This is a genomic window from Clostridium bowmanii, from assembly GCF_018861315.1.
Taxonomy (GTDB): Bacteria; Bacillota; Clostridia; order Clostridiales; family Clostridiaceae; genus Clostridium_AD; species Clostridium_AD bowmanii.
The window spans coordinates 63,501-80,592 of the sequence record NZ_JAHLDL010000001.1 but is presented as its reverse complement, the minus strand read 5'-3'; the positions used below and the strand labels follow the sequence as shown (position 1 = coordinate 80,592).

15 protein-coding genes and 1 pseudogene are annotated in these 17,092 nt (G+C 30.0%); 11 read left to right on the top strand and 5 right to left on the bottom strand.

Going from position 1 to position 17,092, the window contains the following annotated elements:
* Positions 1-2: 2 nt before the first annotated feature.
* From KPL51_RS00410 to KPL51_RS00385, 6 genes and pseudogenes are all read left to right on the top strand, one after another.
* Positions 3-1,085, top strand: a complete 1,083-nt coding sequence (locus KPL51_RS00410) for a GerAB/ArcD/ProY family transporter (RefSeq protein ID WP_216155687.1) — start codon at positions 3-5, stop codon at positions 1,083-1,085.
* Positions 1,086-1,093: 8 nt separating this feature from the next.
* Positions 1,094-2,227: a Ger(x)C family spore germination protein gene (locus KPL51_RS00405; protein WP_216155684.1), complete on the top strand. Its 1,134-nt coding sequence runs from the start codon at positions 1,094-1,096 to the stop codon at positions 2,225-2,227.
* Between the two features lie 38 nt (positions 2,228-2,265).
* Positions 2,266-3,411 (top strand): Ger(x)C family spore germination protein, encoded by a 1,146-nt coding sequence (locus KPL51_RS00400; protein WP_216155681.1) that lies wholly within the window; start codon positions 2,266-2,268, stop codon positions 3,409-3,411.
* A gap of 22 nt (positions 3,412-3,433) precedes the next feature.
* Complete coding sequence (locus KPL51_RS00395) at positions 3,434-4,519, top strand: GerAB/ArcD/ProY family transporter (protein ID WP_216155678.1); 1,086 nt, start codon at positions 3,434-3,436, stop codon at positions 4,517-4,519.
* Positions 4,520-4,633: 114 nt separating this feature from the next.
* Positions 4,634-5,359: a hypothetical protein gene (locus tag KPL51_RS00390; protein WP_216155675.1), complete on the top strand. Its 726-nt coding sequence runs from the start codon at positions 4,634-4,636 to the stop codon at positions 5,357-5,359.
* 161 nt (positions 5,360-5,520) lie between these two features.
* Positions 5,521-5,649, top strand: a pseudogene (locus KPL51_RS00385) (acyl-CoA thioesterase); the annotation flags it as partial.
* Positions 5,650-5,952: 303 nt separating this feature from the next.
* Here the strand turns inward: KPL51_RS00385 and KPL51_RS00380 are convergent.
* Both KPL51_RS00380 and KPL51_RS00375 read right to left on the bottom strand, forming a co-directional pair.
* Positions 5,953-6,561, bottom strand: a complete 609-nt coding sequence (locus tag KPL51_RS00380; protein ID WP_216155672.1) for a 3'-5' exonuclease — start codon at positions 6,559-6,561, stop codon at positions 5,953-5,955.
* 94 nt (positions 6,562-6,655) lie between these two features.
* Complete coding sequence (locus KPL51_RS00375) at positions 6,656-7,012, bottom strand: MmcQ/YjbR family DNA-binding protein (RefSeq protein WP_216155668.1); 357 nt, start codon at positions 7,010-7,012, stop codon at positions 6,656-6,658.
* Between the two features lie 220 nt (positions 7,013-7,232).
* Between KPL51_RS00375 and KPL51_RS00370 the strand changes: the two genes are divergently transcribed.
* The 4 genes from KPL51_RS00370 to KPL51_RS00355 all read left to right on the top strand — a co-directional run bounded on the left by KPL51_RS00370 (position 7,233) and on the right by KPL51_RS00355 (position 12,829).
* Positions 7,233-8,906, top strand: a complete 1,674-nt coding sequence (locus KPL51_RS00370) for a sensor histidine kinase (RefSeq protein WP_216155665.1) — start codon at positions 7,233-7,235, stop codon at positions 8,904-8,906.
* A 4-nt stretch (positions 8,907-8,910) separates the two neighbouring features.
* Positions 8,911-9,612: a LytR/AlgR family response regulator transcription factor gene (locus tag KPL51_RS00365; protein WP_216155662.1), complete on the top strand. Its 702-nt coding sequence runs from the start codon at positions 8,911-8,913 to the stop codon at positions 9,610-9,612.
* A 103-nt stretch (positions 9,613-9,715) separates the two neighbouring features.
* On the top strand, positions 9,716-11,167 hold the full coding sequence (locus tag KPL51_RS00360; RefSeq protein ID WP_216155659.1) for a carbon starvation CstA family protein: 1,452 nt from the start codon (positions 9,716-9,718) through the stop codon (positions 11,165-11,167).
* 210 nt (positions 11,168-11,377) lie between these two features.
* The gene (locus tag KPL51_RS00355) at positions 11,378-12,829 is read left to right on the top strand and encodes a carbon starvation CstA family protein (RefSeq protein WP_216155656.1); all 1,452 of its coding nucleotides are present in this window, start codon (positions 11,378-11,380) and stop codon (positions 12,827-12,829) included.
* A gap of 66 nt (positions 12,830-12,895) precedes the next feature.
* On the opposite strand, the gene KPL51_RS00350 is transcribed toward KPL51_RS00355, so the two are convergent.
* Complete coding sequence (locus KPL51_RS00350) at positions 12,896-14,056, bottom strand: amidohydrolase (RefSeq protein ID WP_216155653.1); 1,161 nt, start codon at positions 14,054-14,056, stop codon at positions 12,896-12,898.
* A 273-nt stretch (positions 14,057-14,329) separates the two neighbouring features.
* On the opposite strand from KPL51_RS00350, the gene KPL51_RS00345 reads away from it, so the two are divergent.
* Positions 14,330-15,493: a dicarboxylate/amino acid:cation symporter gene (locus tag KPL51_RS00345; protein WP_216155650.1), complete on the top strand. Its 1,164-nt coding sequence runs from the start codon at positions 14,330-14,332 to the stop codon at positions 15,491-15,493.
* Positions 15,494-15,624: 131 nt separating this feature from the next.
* Here KPL51_RS00345 and KPL51_RS00340 read toward each other — a convergent pair whose 3' ends face one another.
* Positions 15,625-15,804, bottom strand: a complete 180-nt coding sequence (locus tag KPL51_RS00340; protein ID WP_216155646.1) for an asparagine synthase — start codon at positions 15,802-15,804, stop codon at positions 15,625-15,627.
* Between the two features lie 101 nt (positions 15,805-15,905).
* Positions 15,906-16,913, bottom strand: coding sequence for an anti-sigma-I factor RsgI family protein (locus KPL51_RS00335; RefSeq protein ID WP_216155643.1), 1,008 nt, complete (start codon positions 16,911-16,913; stop codon positions 15,906-15,908).
* Positions 16,914-17,092 lie beyond the last annotated feature (179 nt).

The window sequence follows — 17,092 nt, the reverse complement described above, 5'->3', positions numbered from 1 at the left end:
TTATGCAGATAGAAAAGAAGAAGCTACTAACTCCAAATGAAGTTACATTTTTATTAATAGGAATTATACTTGATGTAACAGTAGCTGGATTACCTAATGATGTAGTGGAGATTGCAAAACAGGATGGGTGGATTTCTGTAATCATTGGAGCTATATATCCATTATATGTAGCCCTTTTAGCTATATATGTTAGCAGAAAATTTCCTAAGGAAAATATTTTAGTTCTCAGCAAAAAATACTTAGGTAAGACCTTTGGAACCATATTAAATTTTCTCTTTTTATTAAGCTTTTTAAGTTATTTTCCAGCATTGATCTCAACAATTGGGATAATTACAAGAACAGATGCAATTCCCGAATTAACTCCAATAAAAATTTATGTGGTTTTATTTTTTATAGGAGCATATGCGGCTAGTAAAGGAATTAAAGTGCTGGGAAGAATAGGGGTTATAACTTTTTGGATGTTGCTAGGTATTATTATACCCAGTATTGCTATTTTAAAACAAGGTAGTTATTTAAATATAAGTCCTATATTTGGAGCAGGTATAGGAAATATTTTAAAAGGAAGCTTAAATTGTGTTTATGATTATTCATTAATGGAACTTGTATTTTTAATTTATCCATTTATAAATGATAGTAGTAAGATAAAGTCGGCAACTTTAAAGGCAGTAGGAATTACCACTATTATATATACATGGGTAGCTTTTATAACCATTTATTATATGGGCAAAGATATTATCCCTAAGACAATATGGAGCTTTTTTACGGTAACTGTAGGTGTTAAAGTTGAAATACTAAATAATTTCAGATATGTTTTTGTAGCTTTTTGGCTAATTTTAGCCGTTAAATCTGTAGCTATTTTTAACTATGTGTGTGTATTTATTTTAGAGGATATAAAAAAAATAAAAAGTAAAAAAGTAATTTACATAGCTATTGCAGTTTCTGTTATTATAACTTCAATGACCTTTTATGGAGATAAGTTAGCCTTGGATGAAATTACAAAATATACATCTCCAATTAGCACTATATATAATTTAATCTATATAACTCTTATCACAATTTTAATATGGATAAAAAAAGGGGGTTGAAGCTATAAATGGAGAAAAAAAATAAAAAATATATGAATATATTATTTATTGCTTTTTTATGCAGTAATTTCTTTATTGTGTTTTTTACAGGTGGAAAAATGAATTCACTTAGTGTGGAGGATTTAGGAATTTCTGTAGGAGTGGGAATGGGGATAGATAAAGATGGTGAAGGAAATGTATTATATAGGGTTTCTACTACTGCTAATCAATATAGACAGGATGAGACTATTGAAAGTATATTAGGTACTGGAGTAGGACGTACTATTGGAGAAACAAGAGAAAATAGACAAAAAAAGATTGGAAAAAAATTTTTTCTAGGGCTTTCAAAAGTCTATATAATAGAGGAAGAATATGCTAAATATGGAATAAGAACTTTAGTAGATATTAATTTTAAAAATCCTGTGGTTAATGACAATTCATTTTTAGTGATATGTAAAGGTAGAAATGAAGAATATTTTAAATATACTGTTCAAGGCTATGATAATTCCGCAGAGTATATAAGCGACATGATTAAAAATTCAGCAGGCTATAATTTTTTTAAGGAAAATTATCTATTTAAAAATGCTATATTATCAATTGATGCTGAAGGGAAAAATGTGGTTAGTCCATATATTGAAATAATGGAAGAGGGATTTAAAATAACAGGGATGGGAGTTTTTAAAAAGGATAAGCTTGCTGCTCTTTTAAATATAAATGATACAAGAATAATGAATATGCTAAGAGAAAATAAGGTAAAGGGCATGTTAACTATACAAGATGGAACAGGAAAATATGTAAACTTCGAGGCGAAGTCGAAAAGAAAAATTACATGTACAAAAACAGGAGATAAATATACTTTTATCATTGACTTAAATTTAGAAGGAGAAATTATAAATAATGTTCTATATAAAAATATTGCTGGAGATACAGAGGTAATCAAAAGGTTTGAAGAAGACCTGTCAAAAAAAGTTAAAGATTTGTGTGGCAATTTTTTAGATAGGATGAGGAATGAATATAAAGTAGATTGCTTACAATTAGGATGGGTGGCCGTGGCTAAATATGGAAGGGACACTGGAGTAGATTGGGATGAGGTTGTTAGTGATTCAGATATTATAGTAAATGTAAAGGTTGATGTTGATAAAGTAGGAAGAGGAGAGTATTAGATATAGGATAAGTATGAAGAAATAGAAGGTGATACACTGTGAAAAAAAATATAGTGATAATTATGTTTTTATTGGTACTTATAGTTCCTATTTATGCAGAAAAATTGAATGTAGCTCCTATGGAGCAGTTAAATATAGCCTCAGGCTATGGATATGATATTGTTAAAGAGCTAAATGGTAATGTGCAGTACAGTATTCCATTTAGTATATATGATTTCGAAAAAAAGACAAATGAGGGTGCAAGGGTTATTTCTAAAGATGCAGAAATAACTGAACAAGGCAGTATTAAAATAGATGCAAAGGCAAACACTATTGGTGAAACAAGGGAAAAAAGACAATTAAGTGCTAGTAAGCCTATAATAATCGGAACTGAAAAAATAGCTATAATAAGTGAAGAAGCAGCAAGTTATGGAATTAAAGATATAGTAAATATACAATTTGCCAATGCAAAAGCAAATGATAGAGGCATTTTTTCAGTATGTAAAGGCAAGGCAGAAGATATTTTGAAGGCTAAGGTTGAGGGGTATGCTAGTTCTTCAGATTATATGGGAGGAATAATCCGAAATTCTATAGATTATAATTTTACATCTAAAAACTATACACTATTGAATATATATGTAGCATTGGCATCAGAAGGAGAAAATTTAGTACTTCCTTACCTAGAGACAAAGAATGAAAACATTAGTTTTACAGGTATGGCTATATTTAAAGGAGATAAAATGGTTTATGTGTTATCTATGGAGGAAGCAAAAATCATGAATATGCTTAGAGAAGAAAATGTAAGAGGAATATTAAGTTTGCAGGATAATCCTGATGAGTATATAAATTATGATACATTTGTTAAAAAGATAGTTAAATGTAATAAGAAAGGAGAAAAATACGAATTCAACATTAAGCTGGATTTTAAGGGAGACATCATAAATAATACACTATATAAAGATATGAAAAAAGAAAATGAAGATGAATTTATTGGCCTTATGGAGAAAAAAATACAGTCAATGTGCAATAACTTTTTAGAAAAAATGAAAAATGTTTATAAAATAGATTGTTTGAATTTAGGAATGGTTGCTGCAGCCAAATATGGGAGGGAAACTGGGGTAGATTGGAATGAAGAGGTAAGCAATGCAGATATTAAAGTAAATGTAAAGGTGAAAATTGATAAAATCGGAGTAGGACAGTACTAAATGTATATGGAGAGTAAATAATATGGATAATGTAAAAAAGAACTTGCTAGAAGAGGGCGAAGCTACAGCAATGATAGTAGGATTTATAATTGGAACAAGCATCCTAGCATTACCCAATGGAGTAGTACAGGATGCAAAGCAGGATGGGTGGATATCTGTATTAGTTGGTGGATTATATCCTTTTTATATAGCTTTGCTTGCTATATATTATGCGAAAAAACATCCTAATCAGGATATATTGGCCTTAAGTAATATATATTTAGGGAGGATACTGGGAACTATTTGTAATGTTCTCTTTATGGTTGAGTTTGGGATATTTACAGTAGCTGCAATTGTTAGTTTAAGTAATATTTTTAGAGTATATGCAACATATTTTTTAACACCAATAAAGATTTTTATTCCTACTATATTATTAGCTATCTATTTAAGTGATAAAGGGATAAAAATATTGGGAAGAATCAATAAAATTTCCTTATATACTATAATTATTTTAGCCGTGGCATTATCATCAACTGTAAAAAGTGGAAATTATTTAAACCTATTTCCTATATTCGGATCAGGAGTTAAAAATATTTTAAGTGGCAGCACTGAATCTGCCTTAGCCTATGGAGGAATGGAGGCAATATATTTAATTTATCCATATTTAAAAGATAAAAATAAAGTGAAAAAGATAAGTTTAAAGGCCTTATCTATAACTATGGCAATTTATATTTGGGTTACTTTTGTATGTATATATGTTTTAGGGTACAAGGTTACATCTATAGCCTTATGGCCAGTTTTACTAGTAACAGAAGGAGTAAATATACCAATTCTAAATAGTTTTCGGTTTTTGTACTTATTTTTATGGAGTATAGTAATGTTTAAAATCATAGCAAATGAACAATATGCATTTGTGTACATCCTCAGTGATGTATTAAAAATAAAAGATAAAAGCAAACTTTATTGGTTTATATTTCCAATTGCCCTTTATTTATGCTTGGAAATTAAAAATGAAGTGCAGAGAAGAGCTATAATCGGTTATTTAGCGCCTAAAATAGTTTTGTTTAATATTGCATACATATCTATTATTGCTATATTGATATTTTTAAAAGACAAATCCAAAAAGTAAAATAATAATTTGAAAAATTTATATTTATGAATTTTTAATAGATGTATAATACTAGTATGGAGTATTTTATATGTTTATATAATTTAAAAATAATTTATGAGGAAGTGACTTTATATGCCGTTTAATGTATACGATAGAAATAAAAAGTATTTAGGATTTATTCAATCTGCATATCCCAAATATACCAATGTATTTATGGTTGCTAGTACAGATGTTAAATTAGGGGATGAGGATTTTCATATAAATAATATAAAATCTGAATTAGCCGGGTATTTGGGGTGTAAAAGTATCCTAGGGAAAATCAATGAGCAAAGATTAAGTAAAAGCATAGATAATATTATAATTAAAGAATTTGGTAAATTTAAAGATAATACCTATGATGAATTATTGAAGTTGGTATATCTTAGAGTATTACGTTATGAGGAAAAATCTTATTTTAAAAATATTAAAAATGAACAAATAAATGCATATTTTTTGGTGGATGTTAATAATGTTGTTATTGAAAATAATTCTATTATTATAGATGAAGAGATTGATTATCTTAATACTGAAAAATTAGAAAATAATATTCCCATGATTGCAAAGATAATTGAGTATCCAAGAATACAAATTGATAGTATGTCCTCAGGTCAAGGATTACTATTAGGCGCAGACCTTGCTGATTTAGCGGGTAGAAATCATGTTCACAAGACAAAGTTAAAAATAAAATCAGGAAATTTTGCATATGAGCTTAATTTACCTGTAGAATTGTACTTAAGAAAAGGTGATACAATTCAAATTTATGTAGATAATAGAGTCATTAAAAGGGTGTTTTGTGACGGAATAATATATGATTTTTAATGATTTTGAACTTAACGCATTTTACGCAATATATTCTTTTGTTAGCATAATCCAAGAAAAAATACCTAATTTCAAAAGGAGTAGTATTGTATGTAGGTAAATATGACTTTAATTTAGTTAATAGAGTTTTCCTAATAATTATGCAGATGGGAGAAGTGGACATGTATATTAATGAAGCAAAACTAAAAGTGAGGTATGTAGAGACAGATCAAATGGGTATAGTACATCATTCAAATTACTATGCTTGGTTTGAAGTAGGAAGAGGGGAATATATAACAGAAAAAGGAATATTAAATCTGTAGTACTGTCAACATAAATATATTCCCAAAGTACTTATGCTAATACATAAGTTCACTTACAACTTATTTTTAGTTTAAACTTTGAAACTCAACTTATTATTATAAAAGAATAATTATTATTGAAATTTGATTTTTTTCTAATATTCTGCTAACAAAAGGATATATCGCGTAAAATGCATTTGAACAAGCTTTAATAAATTATAGAATTACTTAGCGATGTGAATGCATTTCTAGCGGTATATACTTTTCGTTATAGCAGAATATTATAAAAAACTCGTAAAGTGTAATAGCACATTACTTAGCAAGCTGCGTAAAATAATGCTTTGGGATAAAACCTTTCTTGATTCCTTCTGTAACTAATAAGTATGTTGCAGTAGTATCAAATCTAGCATCATGAAATTTTGCAGTATCTCCAAAATATTCATTACTCTTTAAATTTATTTCTTTTTCATTTAATTTAAGGAACGTAATAGCTTCTGATAATTTTGGATTCTTATAGCCGCCACGAGCTGAATAAAGTTTGCATACATCTTTATAATATTTCATTGTACAAAATATATGGTTAGGTGTTAGAGTATGTCCACAATTTTTAAGCTCATGAGTTAAAAATTTTATATCAAAATTAACATTGTGTCCTATAAGAATATCTGCATCCATAAAATCGTCAATGAAATCTTCGTAAGAATCTTCAAAAGTTTTGCCGTCGCTTAATGCAAAAAGTGAGTCCACACTAAAACCATGTACATCTTCAGCAGAAGGTTCTATATAATCTACCGTAAAAAATATATTCTTACCTATTGTTTTTATAGGCTTATAACTAGTATCAACAAGTATATAACTTAGCTGACATATGTTTCCTGGTCTTATACCAGTAGTTTCTGTATCAAAAAAAATCATTTTCATTAAAAACCCTCCTGCCGTTCTTTAGGGCGCATAACAATTATAAATCGTCATGCCTCCTGTCGTTCTCTGGGGCTTAAAACAATTATTAATTGTTTCACCCTTGTAGTTGTTCTTTTTCACTTTTCTTTAATCCACTATAAACAAGTTCGAAAGATAAGTCCACTAGAAACAGGATTTTATCATCAGAAATGGAACCGTCGAAAATTATGGTATTCCAATGTTTTTTATTCATATGATACCCTGGAATTATTGCATCAAAGTCTCTACGCAAATCTTGAGACATATAAGGATCGCACTTCAAGTTAACTTCCATTATAGGTTTATTAATATTTGTTAAGGCAAACATTTTAGAGCCAACCTTGAAAACTAGTGTTTCATCATCAAAGGGAAAATACGTTGTAACACCTTTTTTACTTAGGCAATAAGTTTTAAAATTTTCTAAAGATAACATAATAAATCACCCTTTATTTTTTTTTTAACTAAATATAATGTTACATTGATTATAACATATATTTTATATCTTTATATATTAGAGAATATTGTATATAATATTTATAAAACCTTCTTTAAGCGCATAGATAATATAATAAGCTAGAATGATGAGACTATACTAGCAGACTATATTGATATTTATTTGAATGTGAACTTTTAGGTGAAGTGGAGGTAAAAGTATGATTGAGCTTTTAAGAAGTCTTACTAATAATTTAGGTTATGTGATTCTTATCGCTTTTTTCGTTTCTAGGATAGGAAGCTTTAAGGTTATTGTGCAAAAGGAAAAATTTAAAAGAAGAGATTTAATTATGCTTTCAATAATTTTTGGTTCATTTGGAATTTTGGGAACTTATACAGGAACATCGGTTAATGGAGCTATTGCCAATACTAGAATTATTGGAGTAATGGCAGGTGGAATACTTTGCGGACCTTTTGTAGGGATAATGGCAGGTGTAATAGCAGGAATGCATAGGTTACTAGTAGACATAGGTGGAATTACATCAATACCATGTACAATAACAACTATAATCTCAGGAATAGCTGCAGGAGTAGTATTTAAGATATCAACTGAAAATAATAAGTGGTTGTATGGATTAGTTAGTGGTCTTCTAATGGAAATTTTGGAAATGATTTTAATACTTATAATGGCACATCCTTTTAATAGTGCCTTAAGCATTGTTAAAAGTATATATTTCCCTATGAGTTTTACTAATGCCATAGGAATTGCAATCCTAATATTAATAATTCAAAAAATGCATGATGAAAAGGAAGAGATTGCAGCAAAGCAAGCAAAAATAGCACTAGAAATAGCTAATAAAACCTTGCCATATTTTAGAGAAATGGATGAAAATTCACTAGAAGAGATATGCGGTATAATAAGGGAGTCAATTGGTGCAGATGCAGTAGCCATAACAAATACAGAGTATATTTTAGCTCACGTAGGTGTAGGGTCTGATCATCATATAAAAGGGCATAAAATTATAACAGAAGCTACAAAAAAAGTTATTAAAGATGGAAGCTTACTTTCTTTAAGTAATGCTAATCAGATAGATTGCCCTAATTTCAATTGTGATTTAAAATCAGCAATTATTGCTCCTTTAAAGGAAGGAAACAAAATGATAGGCACCTTAAAAATATATTATTGCAAAGAGGATGAAATCTCTTTTAGAAATATAAATTTAGCCGTAGGATTATCTCAAATTATTTCTACTCAACTAGAGATAAGCAAACTTGGAGAGCTTAAGGATATGGCAAATAAGGCGGAAATAAAGGCATTACAAGCTCAGATAAATCCTCATTTTTTATTTAATGCGCTAAACACTATAATTTCTTTTATCAGAATTAATCCTAGTAGTGCAAGGGAGTTAATTATAAATTTATCCACTTATTTAAGGTATAATTTAGAAGCAGGAGAAAAACCTGTAGATATATATAGAGAACTAGAGCAGGTTATAGCTTATATAGAGATAGAAAAAGCAAGATTCGGGGAGAAACTTCATATAATTTACAATATTGAGGATAATCTAGATGTTAAAATTCCAAGTCTAATAATTCAACCAATAGTTGAGAATTCTATAAAACACGGTATTTTAGAAGGCAAAGGATATGGAACAGTGACAATTGAAATAAAAAAAGTTGATAAAGACAACATTATAATAATAATTGAAGATGATGGAGTTGGAATTTCAGAAAAAACTATAGAAAAGGTATACGAAGGAGAAATGGAAGAAAACAGGATAGGCATGTCTAATGTTCATAAAAGGTTAAAATATATTTATGGTGAAGGATTAAATATAGAAAGACTTAATAATGGTACTAGAATCAATTTCAATATAAGGAAAATAGGGGAGTGATGATGTGAACTGTATTATTGTTGATGATGAGTTTCCTTCAAGAGAGGAACTTAAATATTTTATAAGTAATTTTAGTAATATTAAAATATTGGAAGAATTTGATGATTCTATTAAGGCATTAGAGTATATTGAAGTAAATAAACCAGACATTATTTTTCTGGATATTAATATGCCTAAGTTAGATGGGATGGCCTTAGGGAAAATTATTAGTCATTTTCCTAAGCAATCTCTCATCATCTTTATTACTGCGCATAAAGATTTTGCTGTAGATGCTTTTGAAATTCAAGCTTATGATTATATATTAAAGCCCTATTCAGAGGAACGTATAGTTAGTACATTAAAAAATATTGAAAAATGTTCAGATAAAAAATCTACTAATAATAAAATAACACTTTGGAAAGATAATAAGATGATGGTAAAGAGTATAATTGATATTTCTTACTGTGAGGCAAGTGAACGAGAAACATTAATTTTTATTAAAGGAGTACAATACAATGTAAATTGTAGCATTTCAGAATTTTATAATAGGCTTCCAAAGGAATTATTTTTTAGAAGTCATAGATCATATATTATAAATATAGATAAAATAACAGAAATAGTTCCTTGGTTTAACAATACATATGTACTAAAGATACAAGGAGAGAAGATAGATATTCCTGTAAGTAGAAATAATATAATTGAATTCAAACAGATAATGGGCATATAAGAGCACTTCGTGTGTTATTTCTGTCATTTCATGTATGAAACCGTATTCAAACTTAAAGGAATATATTACAATTTTGTTAATAAATAATTTGGGAGGGGTTAAAATGGTATCTTTTATTTTAGCAATTATTGCTCTTATTGTAGGTTATTTTATTTATGGCACAATTGTAGAAAAAACTTTTGGGGCTGATGAAAAAATTCAAACTCCAGCTATAAGGCTGGAAGATGGTGTGGATTTTGTTCAGATGCCCGCCTGGAAAATTTTCTTAATTCAATTTCTTAACATTGCGGGTCTAGGTCCTATATTTGGAGCAATTGCAGGCGCTATGTGGGGGCCAGCAGCATTTTTATGGATTGTCCTTGGATGCATATTTGCAGGAGGAGTTCATGATTATTTTTCAGGCATGTTGTCAGTAAGACATGATGGTGCAAGTATACCTGAAGTTGTAGGAAAATACATGGGTAATGGGTTTAAAAACTTTATGAGAGTGTTTTCAGTAATACTTTTAATATTAGTAGGGGTGGTTTTCGTAAGTGGACCAGCGAGCATATTAAAAGGGTTAACAGGAATGAATCTTCAAGTACTAATATACATTATATTTGCATATTATTTGTTAGCAACAATGGTCCCAATAGATAAACTTATAGGAAAGATATATCCTATTTTTGGAGCATGCTTGTTTATTATGGCATTTGGAGTAGGTGGAGCTTTAATTTTAGGGGGATATCATATTCCAGAAGTAATACCTTCTAATTTGATAAATATGCATTCAAACTCAGGTTCAAATCCAATATTCCCTATGTTATTCATAACAATTGCTTGTGGAGCTATTTCAGGCTTCCATGCAACTCAATCACCATTAATGGCAAGATGTATAAGTAGTGAAAAACAAGGTAAAAAAATATTTTATGGTGCAATGATAGCAGAGGGTGTAATTGCATTAATTTGGGCAGCAGCAGCAATGAGCTTTTTTGGAGGGGTAAATGAGTTAAATGCTACTATGGCTATAAAAGGTCATACAGCAGCCTGGGTAGTAAATGAAGTTTCAATTAGTTTACTTGGAAAAGTTGGTGGAGTCTTGGCTATACTTGGAGTTGTAGCATGTCCTATAACTTCTGGAGATACTGCATTTAGAAGTGCAAGGCTTACGATAGCTGATACATTTAATTTTAAACAAGGGCCTCTCAAAAATAGATTTTTAATCAGTATTCCACTATTTGTAGTAGGATTCATGTTAACTAAAATAGATTTTGCTATAATATGGAGATACTTTGGATGGTCTAACCAAACTTTAGCTACTATAGTATTATGGACAGCAGGAATGTACTTGGTTACTATAGGCAAAAGGCATTGGATTGCAACGGTGCCAGCTACATTTATGACAGCGGTATGTACTTCCTACATTTTAATAGCACCAGAGGGATTTAAGCTATCTCAGAGTATTTCCTACCCAGTAGGAATTATAGGGGCAATTGCAGCTATGGTAATTTTCTTAATTGCAGCAAAAAAGGTAGTAGTTAAAAAAGCAGGAGAAAAGAAAACAGTAAATATGTAGAAATCAAATAATACAAATAAAAAAGCTTGTCGCCATTATATTATGGTGGCAGGCTTTTTTATAGAACATAGACTATATATTACAAATTTTGATAAAATAATCGATGTAAAGGCATTCTATGTGCAGTTATTGTTTTTTCATGTATGAAATCGTCTTCAAATCATAATAACATACTATAATTTAGTTATTAAACAATTAGGAGGAGTTCATATGGTATCGTTTATTTTAGCAATTATTGCACTTATAGTAGGTTATTTTATTTATGGCACAATTGTGGAAAAAGCATTTGGGGCAGATGAGAAAAAACAGACTCCAGCTATTAGATTAGCGGATGGTGTAGATTTTGTTGTACTACCTGAATGGAAGATTTTTTTAATTCAATTTCTTAATATTGCAGGGCTAGGGCCTATATTTGGAGCAATTGCAGGAGCAATGTGGGGTCCAGTAGCATTTTTGTGGATTGTCTTTGGATGTATCTTTGCAGGAGGAGTTCACGATTATTTTTCAGGTATGTTATCAGTAAGGCACGATGGTGCAAGTATACCAGAAGTTGTAGGTAAATATCTTGGTAAAGGTTTTAAAAACTTTATGAGAGTATTTTCAGTTATAGTTTTAATACTAGTAGGTGTAGTTTTCGTGACCGGACCAGCAGGTATTCTGAAAGATTTAACAGGAATGAATTTACAAATATTAATTTATATAATATTTGCATATTATATAATGGCAACAATGATTCCAATAGATAAGCTTATTGGAAAAATATATCCTGTTTTTGGTATTTGTTTATTAATTATGGCAGTTGGTATTGCTGGTGCATTGATTATTGGAGGATACCATATTCCAGAGGTAACAATGTCTAATTTAGTTAATATGCATTCAGCACCAGGCAAAAACCCGGTATTTCCTATGTTATTTATAACCATTGCTTGTGGAGCTATTTCAGGTTTTCATGCAACACAATCGCCACTAATGGCAAGATGTATATCTAGTGAAAAGCAAGGTAAAAAAATATTTTATGGTTCAATGATAGTGGAAGGAATAGTTGCATTAATTTGGGCAGCAGCAGCAATGAGCTTCTTCGGAGGTGTGCATCAGTTAAATGCTACTATGGCAATTCCAGGTCATACAGCGGCATGGGTAGTAAATCAATCTTCAATTAGTTTACTTGGAAAAGTTGGTGGAATATTGGCTATACTTGGAGTTGTAGCTTGTCCTATTACTTCTGGTGATACAGCTTTTAGAAGTGCAAGATTAACTATAGCTGATGCACTTAAATTTAACCAAGGTCCTATAAAAAATAGATTCATAATTAGTATTCCATTATTTATAATAGGTTTCATTTTAACAAAGATGGATTTTGCAATAATATGGAGATACTTTGGATGGTCTAACCAAACACTAGCTACTATAGTATTATGGACAGCAGGTATGTATATGGTTAGTATAGGTAAGAAACATTGGATGGCAACTTTGCCAGCTACATTTATGACAGCGGTATGCACTTCATACATTTTAATTGCACCAGAGGGCTTTAAGCTTTCTCAAGCAATTGCATACCCAGTAGGAATTATAGCAGCAATTGCAGCAATGGTAATTTTCTTAGTTGCAGCAAAAAAGTTAGAAGCAAAAAAGGTAGATGAAAAAAAAGTCGTTAATATGTAAAATTCATTTCAAGTCACTGAAAAATAAAAAGGCTGTTAACATAAATATTATGTTAACAGCCTTTACTTATTTATTCTTTACTATTTTACCATTTACCATTACAAATTCTACTTTACTTCTTAAATCAAAGGGATGTCCACTATATATAACAATATCAGCATCCTTTCCAATTTCTAAACTTCCAACCCTACCTGCTATATCAAGTATTTCTGCAGCATTTATAGTTATTGCTTTAAGAGCTTCTTCTTCATCCATGCCTTCACGTGCAGCAATACCTGCACATACTGGAAGATATTGAAGTGGAATCACTGGATGATCTGTCATTATAGCTACCTTTAGGCCCGCCTTCGAAAGAATTCCAGGTGTTTCAAAAGTTAAATTTTGAAGTTCTACTTTTGATCTATTGGATAATGCTGGACCTAGAATTATTCCCTTTTGAATGCCTTCTTTTAAATAATCTATAATTAAGTGCCCCTCGGTGCAATGGTCAAGGGTTATATCTATGTCAAATTCCTTTGCAATTCGAAGTGCAGTAAGAATATCATCGGCTCTATGAGCATGGGCTTTCAAAGGTATTTCTTTCCTTATGACCTTTGCTAGAGCTTCCATTTTTATATCGAAATCAGGTATTTTATCGGGATTTTCTTTGGATTTAATCTGTTTTTCTATATACATCTTCGCTTTAAAAAGATTTTCTCGAAGGATTGCAGCAGTGCCCATTCTTGTGCTTGGAGATTTTTTTTGAGCATGATATACTCTTTTGGGATTTTCACCAAAGGCTACCTTCATAGCGACACAATCATTTACAATCATATCGTCAATCCTATCTCCATAGGTTTTAATAACCGCAAAGATGCCCCCAATTACATTAGCACTTCCTGGACCGGTTGCAACAGTTGTTATTCCAGCTTGCACAGCATCATTAAAACAGATATCTCTAGGGTTAATGGCATCTATTGCTCTTAAATGAGGAGTAACGGGGTCAACAGCCTCATTACCATCAGCACCTTCAAAGCCCATTCCGTCTTCCCACATTCCTAGATGACAGTGGGCATCAATCATTCCTGGCATAACAAATTTACCTTTAGCATCAATAATTTCTGCATTACCTGGTGGTTTTACGTCATCTCCAATAGCTATAATTTTACCTTGATGAACTAAAATCATTCCATTTTCAAAATTTTCTTTAGCCATTGTATGTATATTGGCATTCTTAATTAAAATCATATAAAAAACCTCCTTAATTTTCAGCGATTTTAAGCAAAATAAAATGAAAATATATATTTTACCATAATAATACTAACAATATTATAACATATTTTGCTAATTACTATTAAACGCAAATACGCCAGAAATAAGCATTATTTTCAATGAAGATAATAACTGATTTGTAAAATAATAAACACTGTTGCAATTTAATGTAAAATGAAATATAATTATGTTAGAAATTTTTTAGAAAATTCTATAACTTCAGAAAAAAGAATTGAGGGGGGCACAAAAATGTCAAAAAAAATTGGTCTTTTACCAAAGTTGATTTTAGGTATTATTTTAGGTATTATTATAGGATTAGTATCTAGAGCATTAGACTTTTATGTTATTGTTAGGCTTTTAAGTACTTTTTCATCTATTTTCGGAAACTTTTTAAGTTTTGTTATTCCATTAATTATTATAGCTTTCGTAGCACCAGGTATAGCTGATTTAGGCAAGGGAGCAGGTAAATTGCTAGCTATAACAACAGGAATTGCATATGTTTCTACAATTATAGCTGGAGGTGTAGCATATGTAGTTGGCATAACTATTCTTCCTAAATTCATAAAACTAGGACAAGTTGCTAAAAAGACAACCATAGATGTTACACCTTATTTTAATATAGAAATGCCTGCTGTTATGGGGGTTATGACAGCCTTAGTACTAGCATTTATATTAGGACTTGGAATGGCTCATATTAAAGGTAAAACACTACTAGGAGCTGCGCAGGATTTCCAAGATGTAATAAAAGGTGTAGTGAGAACGGCTTTAATTCCATTTATTCCACTTCATATAGCTGGTTTATTTTCTAAATTAACAGCTACTGGGGAAATGTTTAAAACTATGAAGGCTTTTTCCATAGTTTTTGTTCTTCTTATTTTACTTCAAATCATCTACATTTTGTTCCAATATACAATTGCTTGGATTATGACTGGCAAGAATCCCGGTAAAGCTATTAAAACTATGCTACCAGCATATCTTACAGCACTTGGGACTCAATCTTCTGCAGCCACTATACCCGTAACTTTGGAGTGTGCTAAAAAAAATGGTGTTTCTGAAGATATTGCAGATTTTGTAATACCATTATGTGCAACTATACATTTAGCTGGTGATACAATAACCTTAGTACTAGCTTCTATGGGAGTAATGATTTTATCAGGTAAAATGCCAACTGTTACGATGATGGTACCATTTATATTAATGTTAGGTATAACTATGGTGGCTGCTCCAGGAATACCAGGTGGTGGTGTAATGGCAGCCCTTGGATTATTACAAAAAATGTTAATGTTTACACCAGCTCAACAAGGGCTAATGATTGCCATTCACTTTGCTCAAGACAGCTTTGGAACAGCAACAAATATCACAGGTGATTGTGCTATTGCAATAGTAGTAGATAAAATTGCAAAAGATAAATAATAACACTATAAAAAGCTGATTAGAAAATGAAATTTCTAATCAGCTTTTTTCATTTCAGATTGTTATGATTGAAAGTTAGAAGGAACCTTAATTATTTAAGCAAAATATATTAAAACAAAATCGAAATAAAATTATCTTCTATGCTCCACAAGATCAATGGCGCCTAGCACAATGTGTGCTAGTCCAAATCCAATAACACCTGCTTCAATCATAGGAAGCACATTTTTCTTTTTCATATTATTTCTTGAGAGTGTAGCACCAGTAGCAGTAACAACTGAACCTAATATAGTTGGGATTAATCCTTCACGCATATTAATAACCTCCTTTTTAATCTTATGTTATTATCCTTTACAAATGAGAGATTTTTAATACTGCAAAATATATAGAATATATGCTTTATATTTCTAGTGGATTAATTGTTAAAATTTTTAAAATATTTATTCATTGAATTATCTGTTGTTTTTACACTTTTATAGTTAGAAGAATGATTTTTTGAGCCGTTTCTTTTGTGTGTTTCATAAGATTGTTTTTTAAAATTGGTATCATCATTGTGCATTTGTATATTTTTATCTTTATGCGGTTGTAATTTATTATAAATTTTACTTGAATTATCAGATTTTTTAGTGCTCTGAGAAGTATTATTCTTATCTAAGTTTTTCTTATCTGTTTTAATATCTTTATTTATATTATTTTCTTTGTTGATGATATTATCCTTATTAATATTGTCCTTATTTTCACCTTTAATGATAGATGACTTATCATCTATAATGTTAGTATCAATATCTACAGATGGTTTTTTAATTGCATTATTGACAATATCCCATGCCTTATTATTAACTGTAATATCTATTTTTTTATTATTGTTTGAGTAAGCATCAATCTTAATGTTTAATTTATTACTATCTATAAAATTTTTGAAATTTGAAACATCTATAGAAACATTTTTATTACTATTAATATGGACACTTATGATTTTATTGTCATTTACATACTTATCATTTATAAAGTTTTCAGCTTTGGCTTCTTTAATTAAAAGCTGAAGACCATCATCTATAGATTTATTGTTTAACACAATATTACTAAGAATTAGGGAACCATCGGAATCTAGTGCGTTAGAGCTAATAATTTTATTCCATCTGTTTGCTTTAATGGAAATAGATGGATTTATTTTAAGGATTAGGGTTGTAACTGGAGTGTAGTAGGCATGTCCCACAACACTACAAATACATATAAACATTAAGGAGGCTGCAGTTACCATATATTTGTAAATAAATGCAGTTTTCCTCCATAATTCTCCTGTGTAAATTTCACCTACTTTAGGCAATGCTTTTCGGAATTTTATATATACAAACTCACCATGGTCAGTCATAATACCGGCTTTTTTATTTAAAACATATATAACAATACCTGTTTTATTCATTGGGTTCACCCTCTTTTATATTTAAATAGGATTTTAGATATATATATTCTGGATTTATTATTATCAATATCAAGGGTATTATATATATCCGCCATTTTTCAATTAATTTTCTATTCGATGAAGTTAATATTATTATTGTCAAAGATTAGATTAGGACAATTCTTATTTTTTCTAAAAAA